Annotated in this window: 17 protein-coding genes and 1 tRNA gene; 12 read left to right on the top strand and 6 right to left on the bottom strand. The window is 65.3% G+C overall.

All coding sequences use genetic code 11. The annotated features are described in order from the left end of the window. From L0C59_RS02320 to bshB1, 3 genes are read left to right on the top strand one after another with little or no spacing between them, the layout of a single operon-like run. Complete coding sequence (locus L0C59_RS02320; protein WP_243089607.1) at positions 1–783, top strand: ABC transporter permease; 783 nt, start codon at positions 1–3, stop codon at positions 781–783. Between the two features lie 10 nt (positions 784–793). Beyond that, complete coding sequence (plsY, locus tag L0C59_RS02315) at positions 794–1,396, top strand: glycerol-3-phosphate 1-O-acyltransferase PlsY (protein ID WP_243089606.1); 603 nt, start codon at positions 794–796, stop codon at positions 1,394–1,396. Beyond that, a complete protein-coding gene (gene bshB1, locus L0C59_RS02310; RefSeq protein ID WP_243089605.1) occupies positions 1,389–2,072 on the top strand; it encodes a bacillithiol biosynthesis deacetylase BshB1 in 684 nt (227 codons plus the stop codon). The genes plsY and bshB1 overlap by 8 nt, the downstream gene beginning before the upstream one ends. Here bshB1 and L0C59_RS02305 read toward each other — a convergent pair. From L0C59_RS02305 to L0C59_RS02290, 4 genes are all read right to left on the bottom strand, one after another. Beyond that, positions 2,069–2,686, bottom strand: coding sequence for a uracil-DNA glycosylase (locus L0C59_RS02305; protein ID WP_243089604.1), 618 nt, complete (start codon positions 2,684–2,686; stop codon positions 2,069–2,071). The genes bshB1 and L0C59_RS02305 overlap by 4 nt on opposite strands. After that, positions 2,683–3,051 carry a hypothetical protein gene (locus tag L0C59_RS02300; RefSeq protein WP_003044617.1) on the bottom strand — a complete coding sequence of 123 codons (369 nt, stop codon included), beginning with the start codon at positions 3,049–3,051 and terminating at the stop codon, positions 2,683–2,685. The genes L0C59_RS02305 and L0C59_RS02300 overlap by 4 nt, the downstream gene beginning before the upstream one ends. 99 nt (positions 3,052–3,150) lie before the next feature. Beyond that, positions 3,151–4,533: a mercury(II) reductase gene (merA, locus tag L0C59_RS02295; protein WP_243089603.1), complete on the bottom strand. Its 1,383-nt coding sequence runs from the start codon at positions 4,531–4,533 to the stop codon at positions 3,151–3,153. Continuing rightward, complete coding sequence (locus L0C59_RS02290; protein WP_243089602.1) at positions 4,530–4,769, bottom strand: hypothetical protein; 240 nt, start codon at positions 4,767–4,769, stop codon at positions 4,530–4,532. Before L0C59_RS02290 ends, merA begins: the two co-directional genes overlap by 4 nt. 123 nt (positions 4,770–4,892) lie before the next feature. On the opposite strand from L0C59_RS02290, the gene L0C59_RS02285 reads away from it, so the two are divergent. Next, positions 4,893–5,396, top strand: a complete 504-nt coding sequence (locus L0C59_RS02285) for a cytochrome P460 family protein (protein WP_243089601.1) — start codon at positions 4,893–4,895, stop codon at positions 5,394–5,396. On the opposite strand, the gene L0C59_RS02280 is transcribed toward L0C59_RS02285, so the two are convergent. Next, positions 5,393–6,022 carry a Crp/Fnr family transcriptional regulator gene (locus tag L0C59_RS02280; RefSeq protein ID WP_243089600.1) on the bottom strand — a complete coding sequence of 210 codons (630 nt, stop codon included), beginning with the start codon at positions 6,020–6,022 and terminating at the stop codon, positions 5,393–5,395. The two genes, L0C59_RS02285 and L0C59_RS02280, sit on opposite strands and share 4 nt — an antisense overlap. Before the next feature lie 192 nt (positions 6,023–6,214). On the opposite strand from L0C59_RS02280, the gene L0C59_RS02275 reads away from it, so the two are divergent. Further along, complete coding sequence (locus tag L0C59_RS02275; protein WP_243089599.1) at positions 6,215–6,571, top strand: hypothetical protein; 357 nt, start codon at positions 6,215–6,217, stop codon at positions 6,569–6,571. Positions 6,572–6,616: 45 nt separating this feature from the next. Here L0C59_RS02275 and L0C59_RS02270 read toward each other — a convergent pair whose 3' ends face one another. Continuing rightward, positions 6,617–7,027 (bottom strand): heavy metal-responsive transcriptional regulator, encoded by a 411-nt coding sequence (locus L0C59_RS02270; RefSeq protein ID WP_243089598.1) that lies wholly within the window; start codon positions 7,025–7,027, stop codon positions 6,617–6,619. Positions 7,028–7,090: 63 nt separating this feature from the next. Between L0C59_RS02270 and L0C59_RS02265 the strand changes: the two genes are divergently transcribed. The 7 genes from L0C59_RS02265 to L0C59_RS02235 all read left to right on the top strand — a co-directional run bounded on the left by L0C59_RS02265 (position 7,091) and on the right by L0C59_RS02235 (position 13,491). Next, positions 7,091–8,218, top strand: a complete 1,128-nt coding sequence (locus tag L0C59_RS02265; protein ID WP_243089597.1) for a hypothetical protein — start codon at positions 7,091–7,093, stop codon at positions 8,216–8,218. 4 nt (positions 8,219–8,222) lie between these two features. After that, positions 8,223–8,819, top strand: a complete 597-nt coding sequence (locus L0C59_RS02260) for a DUF3108 domain-containing protein (RefSeq protein WP_243089596.1) — start codon at positions 8,223–8,225, stop codon at positions 8,817–8,819. Between the two features lie 7 nt (positions 8,820–8,826). Beyond that, positions 8,827–10,065, top strand: a complete 1,239-nt coding sequence (hisD, locus tag L0C59_RS02255; RefSeq protein WP_243089593.1) for a histidinol dehydrogenase — start codon at positions 8,827–8,829, stop codon at positions 10,063–10,065. Then, a complete protein-coding gene (locus L0C59_RS02250) occupies positions 10,062–10,859 on the top strand; it encodes an ABC transporter substrate-binding protein (RefSeq protein ID WP_243089591.1) in 798 nt (265 codons plus the stop codon). The genes hisD and L0C59_RS02250 overlap by 4 nt, the downstream gene beginning before the upstream one ends. A 35-nt stretch (positions 10,860–10,894) precedes the next feature. Further along, complete coding sequence (locus tag L0C59_RS02245; RefSeq protein WP_243089590.1) at positions 10,895–12,199, top strand: S8 family peptidase; 1,305 nt, start codon at positions 10,895–10,897, stop codon at positions 12,197–12,199. Positions 12,200–12,234: 35 nt separating this feature from the next. Continuing rightward, complete coding sequence (locus L0C59_RS02240) at positions 12,235–13,389, top strand: LCP family protein (RefSeq protein WP_243089588.1); 1,155 nt, start codon at positions 12,235–12,237, stop codon at positions 13,387–13,389. Between the two features lie 14 nt (positions 13,390–13,403). Next, a tRNA-Leu gene (locus tag L0C59_RS02235) sits at positions 13,404–13,491 on the top strand. Positions 13,492–13,512: the final 21 nt, after the last annotated feature.

Here is a 13,512-nt window from a genome sequence, read left to right as displayed (position 1 = left end):
ATGTTTCCCGTGCGCTACCTGAGGGTTTTCCTCCTTTTCCTGCGCCTCAGCCTGGCGGCGGAGATGGAGTACCGGCTTAACTTCCTCCTGGGGCTTCTCTCCTCGGCCCTGACCCTTCTTGGGGCCCTTTTGGGCCTGGTGCTCCTCTACCAAGGGGGGTACCAGCCCGGAGGGTGGGCCTGGGAGGAGGCCCTTTTGGTCCTGGCGGCCTTCACCCTCCTCCAGGGCCTGGCCAGCACCCTTTTGGCCCCAAACCTCAACAAGATCGTGGAACACGTGCAGCAGGGCACCCTGGACTTCGTCCTCCTAAAGCCCTTGGATCCCCAGTTCTGGCTTTCCTTAAGGGTCTTTTCCCCTTGGGGCCTGGGGGATTTTCTCCTGGGGTTCGGCCTTCTTCTCTATGCAGGGGTGCGCCTGGGGCTTGGGGCTTGGGACTACCTGGTCTTCGCCGGGTACTGGGTGCTGGGAGCCTTGATGCTCTATAGCCTCTGGTTCCTCCTGGCCACCACCAGCATCTGGTTTGTGAAGATTTACAACGTCACCGAGGTGCTTAGGGGGCTACTGGAGGCGGGCCGGTTTCCCGTGGGGGCCTACCCGGCCTTGTACCGGGTGTTCTTCACCTTTGTGGTGCCTGTGGCCTTTCTCACCACCGTGCCCGCCCAGGCCGCCTTGGAAAAGGAGGGGGTTCCCCTTTTCGCCTCGGCCTTGGCCCTTTCCCTCTTCCTCCTGGCCCGGGGGTTTTTCCGCTTCGCCTTGAGGGGCTACACCTCCGCGAGCAGTTAAAATCCCCCCTATGGGGTCGGCGCTTTTGGCTCTGGTGGTGGCCTACCTCTTCGGCTCCATTCCCGCCGGGGTTCTGGTGGCCAAAACCTACGGGGTGGATATCCGCAAGGTGGGTTCGGGCAACATCGGGGCCACCAATGTCCTGAGGGCCTTGGGTCCAGGGCCCGCCTTGGTGGTGGCCTTCTTCGACGTCTTCAAGGGGGGAATTGCCGTCTTGATGGCGCGGGCGGTGGGGATAGAGGGGCCCCTTCTGGGCGGGGTGGCCTTGGCGGCGGTGCTGGGACATAACTACTCCCTGTTTTTGGGGTTTAAGGGGGGTAAGGGGGTGGCCACCAGCTTTGGCACCCTCATTTTTCTGGATCCCGTCCTGGCCCTGTGGACTTTCCCGATCGGGGTAACGGTGATGCTCCTTACCCGGTATGTGTCCGCGGGGAGCATGACCGGGGGGGTGGCGGCCACGGTCTTGGCCCTGGCCCTGGCCCGCCCCCTTTGGGAGGTGGTCACCGTGGGCCTCATGGCCCTTCTCATCCTCTGGACCCACCGGGAAAACCTAAAGCGCCTCCAGGCGGGAACGGAAAGGCGCCTGGGGGAGAAGGAGGGAGGCCGTGCTTGACCTGCTGGTCCTCGCCCCCCATCCCGACGATGGGGAGCTGGGGTGCGGGGGTACCCTGGCCCGGGCCAAGGCCGAGGGGCTCAGCACGGGGATTCTGGACCTCACCCGGGGGGAGATGGGCTCCAAGGGTACCCCCGAGGAAAGGGCGAGGGAGGTGGAGGAGGCCAGCCGCATCCTGGGCTTGGACTATAGGGGCAACCTAGGCCTGCCGGATGGGGGGCTTTGGGATGTGCCCGAGCAGCGCCTTAAGCTGGCGGAGGCCTTAAGGGGGTTAAGGCCCCGCATCCTCCTCGCCCCCCTCGAGGCCGACCGCCACCCTGACCACACCGCGGCAAGCCGCCTGGCGGTGGCGGCGGTGCATCTGGCAGGCCTCAAGAAAGCCCCCATAGAGGGGGAGCCCCACCGGGTGGAGCGGCTTTTCTTCTACCCTGGGAACCATCCCTTTACCCCCAGCTTCCTGGTGAAGATCTCCGCCTTCATAGACCAGTGGGAGCAGGCGGTGCTGGCCTACAGGAGCCAGTTTTCCGGGGAAGGGGTGAGCGAGACCGTGGGGCCAAAAGGGGTGGAGGCCAGGAAGGCCATGCGCCGCCACTTCGGCAACTACCTGGGGGTGGACTACGCCGAGCCCTTCGTGAGCCCCCTGCCCATCCTCTATACCCCCTGGAGCCGGGCCTAGAAGAGGGGCTCCTGGCTCACCGCCCTCACCTGGCGGCCCTCCTTGGGGGGCAGGGTGTCCAGGGCCCGCTTAACCTCCTGGATGTCCAGCCAGGTGAGGTGCTTGGGGCTTCCCGGGGTACGGCTGGGGTTTCGCAGGAGGTAGGCGGGGTGGAACATGGGAAAAACCCGGATCCCGTGCCACTCAAACCACTGCCCCCGCACCTTGGTGATGGAAACCTTCTCCCCCAGGAAGAACTCCGCCGCCACCGCCCCCAAGGGGACGATGATCTGGGGGGCGATCAGCTCAATCTGCTTGAGGAGCCATTTGTCGGTGCAGATCTTGGCCTCGTCGGGTAGGGGGGCGCGGTTATTTGGGGGGCGGCACTTGACGATGTTGGTGATATAGACCGATTCCCGGGGGATGCCGGCGGCCTCGAGGATCCTGCTCAGAAGCTGCCCCGCTTTCCCCACGAAGGGGCGCCCCGTCTTGTCCTCCTCCTCCCCGGGGCCTTCCCCCACGATCATGAGCTGGGCGTCGGGGTTTCCCTCCCCGAAGACCACCTGGGTGCGGCCTTCCGCCAGGCGGCAGGCGGCACAGGCTTTGGCCTGGGCTTGTAGCAGTTCCAGGGTCATTGCAAGGGTTTCCGGGCCTTCCGGGCCTCCCGCCGGGTCTTGGGATCCAGGCCAATCATGAGGAAGAAGTTCTCTAAGGCGTTTTCCTGACCCTTGATCTCGGGGTACTGGTCCTCCGGGGTGCCGGTGACGAAGGGCAGGGACTTGTAAAGCTCCAGGGCGTACTGCACCACGGCCTCCGGCCCCTCAGCCTCCGCCACCTCGGCCAGCTTGGCGTAGACCTCGCGCCGGGCCTCCGCATGGCGACGAAAGACCTCCGGGTTGGGCGTTTCCGGCGCCCGGAGGACGTCTTGCTTGGCGATGCGGCGGTAATGCTTCAAGCCCCGAACGATCTCCTCCGTGGTCAGCGTGATCTTGAACTCCATCCCCGCTCCTTTCCGGCCTAAGGGCCCTACCTTTGGGAGATTATATAGCCGGGGAAGGGGGAGGGGTTTGCAAAGAAGGGACCTCTGTGCAGCCTTCTCCTAGGCGCAGCAGGAGAGCATGCCCACCTGGGTGTCCAGGGCCTGGGCCACCAGCCGGATGCCCTCGGCCAGGGTCAGGTAGGGGTGGAAGGTGTCCATCAGGTCCCGGTAGTGGAGGCCGAACCTCACCGCCAGCACCGCCTCCTGTAGGGCGTCGCCAGCCTCGGGGGCCAGGATGGAAAGCCCCAGCACCGTCCCCTGGGCATCCACTACCAGCTTGAATAGGCCGCGGGGATCGTGTTGCACCAGGGCCTTGGGGAGCTGGTCCAGGGGAAGCCGGGATACCCGGATGCCGGGGCCGTGGTGCTGGCGGGCTTCCTCCTCGGTAAGCCCCACTGTGGCCAAGGCGGGATCGGTGAAGGTAACCCGGGGTACGGCCTTAAGCTCCAGCGCCTCCCTTTCTCCAACTCCAAGGGCATTCCGTGCGGCCACACGCCCGGACTGGGCCGCCACGTAGACGAACTGAGGTAGGCCCGCCACGTCGCCAGCGGCGAAGATACGGGGGTTAGTGCTTCTTAGGTGCTCGTCCACTGCTACCTCGCCCCGGGGGCCCAGCCTTACCCGGGCGGCCTCGAGGTTAAGCCCCTGGGTGCGGGGCCTGCGCCCGGTGGCCACCAAAAGGCGCTGGGCCCGGTAGGTTTCCCTCTCCGTGAGCACCACGAAGGCTTCCCCTTGGCGTTCCACTCCTTGCACCCTGGTCCCCGTTTGGATTGCTAGGCCCTCTTCCTCCAGGTAACCCCTGAGAAGGCTGCTGAGCTCGGGATCCTCGGCGGGGAGGAGGTAGGGGGTGGCCTCCAGCACCGTCACCCGGGTGCCCAGCCGGGCGTAGATCTGGGCGATCTCCAACCCGATGGGGCCCCCGCCGATGACCAGAAGGCTTTCAGGGTGGGTATCCGGGGCGAGGGCCTCCAGGTAGGTCCAGGGCTGGCTTTCGGCCAGGCCGGGGATGGGGGGAAGGGTCGGGAGGGCCCCGGTGGCCAGTACATAGCGCTCGGCCTGGTAAACCCGGCCGTTCACCTCAAGGGTTTCCTCATCCCGGAACCGGGCCTCGCCCTGGATGAGGGAGATCCCTGCAGCTTCTAGCACCTCGGCGTACTTATCCCGGCGTAGCCCTTCTACCAGCACCTCTTTTTGCCGGATAACCGCCGGGAGTTCTACCTTCACCGTCCGAGTGTGGATACCCTGGAAGGGGTGGTGCCCGGCCTTGTGGAAAGCCTCGGCGGCGCGCAACAGGGCCTTGGAGGGTATGCACCCCACGTTGACGCAGGTCCCGCCCAGGACCCCGCCCTCCACGACCGCAACCCGGGCTCCCCTCGAGGTGGCCTCCAAGGCCGCGGCCGCCCCAGCCGAGCCCGAACCAACGATAAGAAGATCGTAGGTCATAGCTCTTCCTCCCGAACCGCCAGGGTAGGATGGCCCCCAGCCCCTAGGGGCTGGAGCCAAGCTTCAGGGAGGGCCTTTCCCACCGCCTTGGCTTCCTTCCACAGGTGGTCCACCCTTACCTGTTCCGTGCCAGGTGCCCACTTGGTCAGCCCCGAAGGGGCTGTCTTGAGGGCGGCCTCCACCGGGCTGCGGAGCATCCCCGGAACCCTTTGCTGGTACTGGCGTATCCCCCTCATGCCGCCAGGTTAAACCTTGGAGCATGCTCCAAGGTCAAGCCCTAAGGGAAGCGGCAAGGGGTGTAAAGGGGTTTACAGCGGTTGCCTTGTCGCCCGTCTAGGCTGAAAAGCCGGAGGTGGCCAATGATGTGGAGGCTAAAGGCAGTACTGGGGGTTTTAGCGATCGGCGGGTCCATTCTGGCCTTGGCCCAGGCTGTAGATCAGGATAAGGCCTTTGCCCAAAGGCTCTGGCGGCTTATGGCCGGGGCTTCCGGGGAGGATTACCGGCTTAGCTGGCACTATATTCCGGGGAAGCCCATGGGCTTTTACCGGGGGACAGAGCCCCACGGGTCCCTGCTTCGCACCTTCGTGAACAGCATCGCCTTTGATGCCATCAATGCCAAGGTGGGGGAATACCCGGTGGGTTCGGTCATCGTCAAGGATAACCACATGCCGGATGGGAAGCTGGACGGGGTTACCGCCATGGTGAAGCAGGCCAAGGGGTACGATCCCAATAACGGGGACTGGTTCTGGGTAAAGTACACCCCCACCGGGAAGGTAGAGTTGGCGGGGAAGGTCCGGATGTGCTCCTCCTGTCACGCCCAGGCCCGGGGTCAGGATTACGTGTTTAGCACGGCCATTCGCTAAGAGGATTCCCAAGCTTCCAGCAATTTTTCCATGCGGTCCGGGTACAGTAGGTACCCGGACCCTTCTTTTTCCATAATGCCTTCCGCACGGAAGAGGTGGAAGGCCTGGGCTACGGTGACCCGGGTGACCCCGCAAAAAGTGGCCAGCTCCTCTTGGGATAAACCCAGGTCTAGCCGTATTCCCCTTCCCTTTTTCTGCCCAAAGCGCTGCCCCAGGCTGAGAAGAAGCCTACCCACCCGCACGGGGGCAGGCAAGGTTCCTTGGGCCATTTCTTCCGTGAGTTGCCCTATTCTTTCTGCTAGTAGAGCGGCAAAGGCCAAGGCCACCTCGGGTAGGGTCCGGGCGATTTCAAGAAACTGCTCACGGGAAATGGGGCAGACCACCGCTTCTGGGCTCTGGACTGAGGCGGTGGTGGCCTGCATAGGCTTTCCGGTAAGGAAGGACTCGCCGAAGATATCCCCATCGCCTAAAAGGGCCACGGTTCTTTCCCCTTTGGCCGTGGGTAGGATGAGGCGGACCCGCCCCTCCACCAGGATAAAGAAACCCGTGGCGGGATCTCCCTGGAGGAAGATGGCGTCTCCCCTGCGGTAGCGTCTTGGAGGACAGATGGCTTCCACCCCTGCCATCGCCTCCGGGGAGATGCGCTGGTGCCAAGAGGCTTCGGGAAGAAAGAAGGGTTGGGGAGGGCCTCCTTTGGATCGGAAAAGGGCGCGCAGCCAATCCACTCTCTTGATAGTATTGGGCTTAAGGGTAACCTTGTAAAGTCCTATACAGCGCGCCCTTCACCCCGGCCTTAGGCTTCTGACGAGGTGATGGGCATGCGAAAAGTGGCTGTGCTGGTTTTGGCGGGTACGGAAACCCATGAGGGTCTTGGGCGGCTTGTGAATGCCCTGATGTTGGCCCAGGAGTTGAAGGAAGCTGGGGACGAGGTGCGCCTCCTCTTTGATGGGGCGGGTACCCAGGGGCTTGCTGCCTTGGCCGTCCCCAGCCACAAGGCCCACAAGCTTCTTTTGGCGGTACGGGACCGTATACAAGGTGCCTGCGCCTACTGTGCCCGGGCCTTCGGGGCCAGAGAGGCCCTCGAGGCTGCGGGCTTCCCCTTCCTTGGGGACTACAGGGACCACCCTAGCCTGAGGGGTCTCCTGGAGGAGGGATATACCCTCATCACGTTTTAGCAAGGAGGGGTTTGGCGGGGAAGACCAGCGGTTTTCCATAGGGATTTATCCTGCTTGGGTAGGGTCTAGGTAGACGCAGTGGTCCTGGCCATCGCAGGCAGGGTCAGGGTGGGCCTCGGCCCACTTCAGCCTCTCGGCTAGGGCGTTGCGCAACGCGGCGAGTTCGGCGATGCGCCTCTCCAGCAGAGCTACCTTTTGGCGCAACATCCGGCGCACGTCGGCGCAGGGAGGGCGGCCCTCCTCCATGACCTCGAGCACCGCCCGGATTTCCTCTAGGGTCAGGCCCAGGGACTGGGCCTGCTTGATGAAGTTGAGGCGGCGAATGGCCTCCACCCCGTACAGGCGATAACCTCCCTCGTTGCGGGCTACGGGGTGTACCAGGCCTATGCGCTCGTAAAAGCGCAAGGTGTCAGGGCTTACCCCGGTTTGCCTGGCGAGCTCGCCGATGCGGTACACGCTTCAGTATAGAGCGGGTTGTACCGGAGGGCCTGTAGGGCCGAACTGGCTATACTTGTGGGGATGGAGGTTCTTGGCAAGTATTGGTTGCGGCGCATTCTTGTCCGTATTGCTTCCGTTGTTGTTTACGAGGGCCAGGATACCCACACCGGGATGCCGGTGATGGTGCTCAAGGGGGCCCAAGGGGTGCCGGCTTTGGGGGAGGGGGTACTTCCCCTGTTGGAGGAGACCCCCGAGGCCTGGGTGGTGGAATGGCCCATCGGGGCGGTTCCCTTAAGCCAGTACCTGGGGGTAGCGGATCTGGAGCGGCTGGAGCACTGGGTGAGGGAGATGGCCCGAATCCTGGTGGGTTTGAAGGCCCAGGAGGTGTCTCATGCCCCCATCCCGGAGCTTTGCCTGGTCAAGGGCAAGCGGGTGTGGTTGGCCGGGGTGGGGCTTAAGGAGGTTTCCGGGGAACCGGAAAAGGCCCTTGCCGTTTTGGTTCGGGCCTTGGCCGGGGATCGCTATCCCGAGTTTCCCCTAAGGGAAGCCTTGGAAAGGATCAAGGCCAAGGAGGAACCCCTGGAGATTCTCTTTGCCGAGCCCGCCCGTGCCGCGCAGGAGGCCGAGCCCCTACCCTCGGAAACCCCTTACCGGGAAGGGGGGCCCCTTGAACCCTCCAAGCCCGAGGAGGAGCCGGCCAGGCCCTCTTCCTCCAGAAAGGTGCTGAGCGTGGACCCCGTTCCCGGACCCACGGATGACGGGGAGGCCACGCCGGCCAAGGAGGCCTTGACCCCTGAGGGTAAGACCCCAAGCCGTCCCCGGGTCATCCGCATCGAGGAGCCTGAGGAGCCCTCCTTTACCGTGGTGGAACCTCCGCGGCCCAGGAAGCGGGCCTGGCTTCTGGGGCTTCTGGGTGTCCTGGTGCTTTTGGGTTTGGCCCTTTTCCTCCTTCGCCCTTCCTCCCCTTCCGGGGGGGGCTACACCATGGAGTTCCGCACCGACCCCCCCACGGAGCGGGCAGAGGTGTTCCTCCTCGAGGTGCCCGAAGGTTCCAAGATGGCCCCCGGCCAGCTTCTCCTCACCGCCCCAGGCCGGGCGGAGTTCGACCAGAAAGGGGTTTACCGCCTGCGCATCCGGGTGGCGGGCCGCGATCCCGTGGACTACCTCTTGGAGGTGCCAGGGCCACCCCTGGTCATCAAGGTACGCTAAGGCCATGACCGAGCGCCCCGCCGTTTACGTGTACCGCTACTTCTTCGCCGGGGAGGAGGCGGGGGAGGGAAGGCTGGAGGTGCGCCCAGAGCCCCCGGGGGCGAAGGCCACCCTCACCGCCGAGGTGAACCTTCCCCTGCCCAAGACCCGCCAGCGCTGGCAGACGGAAACGGATGCCGAAGGCTTCTCCCTGTACTTCGCCGAACGGGTGGAGGGGCGGGAAAGCCGGGTCTTCACCGTGGAAAGGTTGGAGGAGGAAGGGGTGGTGTTGGTCAGCCAAGGCAAGGAGAGCGTGGCCCTGCCCCTCGTGGCCCCCTACCACGACCCCCTTTCCCTCCTCCTGGCCCTGCCCCGCCTGGTCCTGGAGCCGGGGGAAGTGGCCCGTTTTCCCATGCCCGGGGGCCGGGTGTATGTGGAGAGGCTTGCGGACCTGGAGGTGAAGGGGCGCATGCGCCGGCACTACCGCCTTCGCCCGGGGCTTACCCTGGTGGAGCTGGAGGAGGGGCTTCCCGTGAGGATGGCCCAGCAGGTACAGGACCACGTGTTTGAGGCGGTGCTCCAGGGGGTGGAGGAGGTGAAAAGGCGCCGCCGCTGGGTATAGTGGAGGCATGATCTACCTAGCGGAGGAGGTGAGGGAGCGCTTCGCCCGCCGGGGCCTTTCCTTTGACCCCACGGTGGAGGAGATCGTGCGGGGTATCCTGGCCGCGGTGCGGGAGGAAGGGGATGCGGCCTTAGACCGCTTCAGCCTGGACCTGGACGGCCACCCCGTGGAGGAGATTCCCAAAAAGGCCTGGCGCCAGGCCTACGAAGACCTGGACGAGGAGCTCAGGGACGCCCTGGAGACCGCCAAGGAACGCATAGAGGCCTTCTATCGGGAGGAGGCCAGGGGTGGCTTTTTGAGGGCGGACGCCAGCGGCCTTCTGGGCCAGCTGGTCCGCCCCCTTTCCCGGGTGGGGGTGTATGTGCCTGGGGGGAGCGCCCCCCTTCTTTCCAGCCTCCTCATGAGCGTGGTGCCCGCCAAGGTGGCGGGGGTGGCGGAGGTGATCGTGGCCAGTCCCCCAAGGGTCCACCCGGGGGTGCTGGCCGCCGCCTGGGTGGCCGGGGCGGACCGGCTTTTCGCCATGGGCGGGGCCCAGGCCATCGCCGCCATGGCCTACGGCACCGAGCGGGTTCCCCGGGTGGACAAGATCGTGGGGCCGGGCAACGCCTACGTGGTGGCGGCCAAGCGGCAGGTGTTCGGCACCGTGGGGCTGGATGGTCTGGCGGGCCCCACGGAGACCCTCATCGTGGCCGATGGCTCGGCCTCGCCCAGGCTTCTCGCCGCCGACCTCTTAGCCCAGGCGGAGCACGGCCCTGACTCCGAGCCCTGGCTCCTCTCTCCCGACCGGGCCCTCTTGGAGAGGGTGGAAGCGGAGCTTTCCCGCCAGCTTCAGGACCTGCCCCGGGCGGAGATCGCCAAACGGGCTTTAGAGCGGGGAGGCCTGGTGCTCACCCAGGACCTCGAGGAGGCCTTTGCCCTGGCCAACCTCTACGCTCCCGAACACCTTTGCCTGGCCCTGGCGGACCCCTTGCCCTGGCTGGGAAAGGTGCAGAACGCCGGGGGGGTCTTCCTGGGGGAGGGTAGCCCCGAGGCCCTGGGGGACTATATCGCCGGGCCCAGCCACGTGATGCCCACCTCGGGCACCGCCCGCTTCCAAGGAGGGCTTGCGGTGCGGGACTTCCTGAAGGTGATCCCGGTGATGGGCCTGGCGGAGGGGGCGGTGAGGGACCTGGCCCAGAAGGGGGCGCTTCTTGCCCGGGCCGAGGGCCTCGAGGCCCACGCCCGCTCCCTGGACCTTAGGCGATGAGGCTCTTCCACGAACTCCTGGGTCCTTTGGAGCTCCCCGATCGCCTGGAGCGCATCGTCAGCCTGGCCCCCAACGTGACCGATGCCCTTTTTGCCCTGGGGGTGGGGGAAAGGGTTTTGGGCCGAAGCGCCTTCTGCCACCGGCCGGCGGAGGTCCTGTCCTTGCCGGTCCTGGCCTCCTACACCAAGGCCCGCACCGAGCTGCTTCGGAGCCTTAGGCCCGATGTGGTCTTCCTTTCCACCGGGGTGCAACGGGACCAGGCCCTGCGGCTTAAGGAGGAGGGCTTTCCCGTCTATGCCCTCCCCTTGCCCTTAAGCCCCTACGGCATCCTGGAAAACCTGTCTACCCTGGGGCATCTTCTGGATCGGGAGGAAAGGGCTTCCGAGCTCGCCCACCAGCTGGCCGAGCGCTATGGCCGCCTCAAGGGGCGGTTTGACCTGAGGGTCTACTTTGAGATGGACCTGGGGGGGCCCATCACCGTGGGCCGGGGAAGCTACATCGCCCAGGCCCTCTTGCACCTGGGGCTTAGGCCCATCTTCCTGGATCTGCCCCAGGCGTATTTCCCGCCGGACCTCGAGGAGGTAAAGCGCCGCAAGCCGGACCTGTTCCTTTACGAGCCCAAGCCCTGGGGCCGGAACCCCCTGGAGAAGGCCCGGGCCCTGGCCAGGGAGAGGGGCTGGAACCTCCCCGTGGTGGCCACGGATGGGGACGAGTTGGCCCACTACGGGCCCATGTTCTTCGCCTTCCTGGAGAAGCTGGCGGACCGGGTGGCGCAAACCTTAGGGCAAGGTTAAGGGAATTCTTTCTTGGGGGATATAGAGTAAAGGGCATGAAGCGGGTTCTTTTCCTGGCACTTCTTACGGCCACGACCCTTTTGCTCACGGCGTGCCCCCAGACGCCTCCTCCGCCACCGGTTAACCCCTCGGAATGCCCAGTGGGACCCCTACAGGTCCAGGCGGAGGAACCCCTGAGGCTTCAGGGCTTGGGGCGGTTTGAGGGGGAGTATGTCCCCGGCGAGCTCCTGGTGTTGCCCCGGCCTGGCGTGGGCGTAGGGACCCTTAGGGCTCAGGGCGTAGAGCCCCAGGAATCCCTTCCCCAAGGCCTTTTGCGGGTGAAGGTGCCGCCAGGGCAGGAGAAGGTCCGGGCAGAGGCGTTGTTACGGGCGGGCGCCCAGTATGTGCAACCCAACTACGTGTACCGTCCCCTGCTCGTGCCCAACGACCCCCTTTACCCCTCTGGCCAAAGGGCCTACCTGAACGGGCTGGTGGGCCTCGAGGCCGCCTGGGACAGAAGCACTGGTCGGGATAAGCCACCCCTTGTCGCGGTTTTGGACACGGGAACGCTTCCCCATGGCGATGTCCAGGCTAGCTTTTATCTTCCCCCAGGGGTGAAGCTGGATGTGGCCGACGATGACACCGACCCCACCGACCGGACCACGGGGTCCAGTTTCGGACACGGCCTTAGGGTGGCCAGCATCCTTGGGGCGGAGACCGATAACGCTCTCGGGATGGCTGGGGTGACCTGGGGCAAGTATGTGGTTCCCATCAAGGTATTTAAGGACGGGAGTTCAGAGGCCACCACTGGGGATATTGCCAAGGGGATGGACTTGGCTAGGGCCCTTGGGGCTAGGGTGGCCAACCTTTCCCTGGGTGGGGCAAATGTCTCAGATCCCGTTCTGGAGAACGCCATCTCCCAGGCCCGGGCCGCTGGCCTTGTGGTGGTGGGGGCCGCAGGAAACGCTGGAACCTATGGGGTATTTTTTCCGGCAAGCCTGCCAAGCGTGATTGCGGTAGGGGCGGTGGACCCCGCGAAACAGCGGGCCAGTTTTTCCAACTGTGGCCCCGGGTTGGACTTAGTAGCCCCAGGGGTCAGCGTCCTGGTGGCTAAGCCAGGCGGAGATTACGAATTGGGTAGCGGCACCTCCTTTGCTAGCCCCGTGGTGGCCGGGGTGGTGGCCCTTTACATGAGCAAGTACGCCAGCGAGCGCAAGGCATGGCCAAACCCGGATCGGGTCTATCAATGCTTGATCGGGACAGCTGAGGACCTAGGTCCCTCCGGTCGAGACGACGAATACGGCTTTGGCCTCGTCCGCGCGGACCGGGTGATGTCGGACACCACCTATTGCTTCCCTTAATCCGCCTCACCTTGGGGGCTGTATGCTAAGCCCCCGTGCGGCGGTTTCTCCTCCTTCTGCTTTTGGCCCTGTTGGTGGCCCTGGGGATATGGGCCTACCCGTTGTTGGGACCCGTGGTGCGGCATGGGGCCCTGCCCGCCCCCGAGGGGCTTAAGGCCCCCCTCACGGTGCTGGTCTATGGCTCCAGTCCCGAGTACTCCGGCTACCACCGAAGGGCACCGGAGCGCTTCCGGGGCCTGGCAGATACGATTTTGCTGGTGCGCCTGGATCCCGGGGCCAACCGGATGGTGGTCCTGTCCATCCCCCGGGATGTCTGGGTGAACCTTCCCGGGTATGGCTGGCACAAGGTGAATGCGGCGAGCCCCTTGGGGGGTCCGGACCTCATGAAGGAGGCCGTGGCCCGCATCACCGGGATACAGGCCGACCGTTACCTGGTGGTGAGCTTGGAAGCCCTCCGCCGGGGGATAGACGCCTTGGGGGGGGTTAGGGTCTGCGTGGAAAAGCCCATGCGCTACCGGGATACCGCCGCGGGGCTGGACATCCACCTGGAGCCCGGCTGCCAGGTGCTGGACGGGAAGGGAGCGGAGGGGTATTTGCGCTTTCGCAAGGATGCCCTGGGGGATATTGGGCGCATCCAGCGCCAGCAGGCCTTCTTCCACGCCCTGAAGGAGCAGGTGCTATCCCCTGCCGGGTTGCTCCGCCTGCCCCGGGCGGTGGCGGCGGTGGAGCCCTACTTCCAGACCGACCTTTCCCGGGAGGAAAAGGGGGCCATCCTGGGCTTCGCCATGAGGCGGCCCCATCTGGTAAGCCTTCTTTTGCCGGGGAGCTTCGGGGGAGGGGGTTGGACCGTGGACCAGGAGGCCCTGAGGCGGCTTCTGGCGGTTTACTTCCAGGGGGAGGCGCCTGGGGAGAAGGGGGACCTTGCGGGACGGTTGGTGGCCTTAGTCTATGGACCGGGGCAGGAGGCCCAGGTGGAGAAAGCCCGTTCAAGATTGAGGGAGTTGGGCCTAAGGGTGATCCTCCACCCCGTGGACCTGGCCCCTTCCCGCACGGAGGTGCTGGAAAACGGGCCCGGGCTTTGGGCCCAGGCCTTGGGGGAGGCCTTGGGGGTGCCCTACCGCATCTCCGGGGAGGCGGTCTTGGGGGCTGACCTCACCCTGCGCCTTGGCGCTGAGGCCCCCTTTTTGTAGTATGGAAGGCGCCCGCCGGGGTGGCGGAACGGTAGACGCTGCGGACTTAAAATCCGCTGGGGGGTTACCCCCGTACGGGTTCGAGTCCCGTCCCCGGCACCATGGGGCCCCGGGTTTCCCGGG

Source organism: Thermus neutrinimicus (assembly GCF_022760955.1).
In the GTDB taxonomy this organism is placed as follows: Bacteria; Deinococcota; Deinococci; order Deinococcales; family Thermaceae; genus Thermus; species Thermus neutrinimicus.
This window is presented reverse-complemented; position numbering and strand designations above follow the sequence as displayed.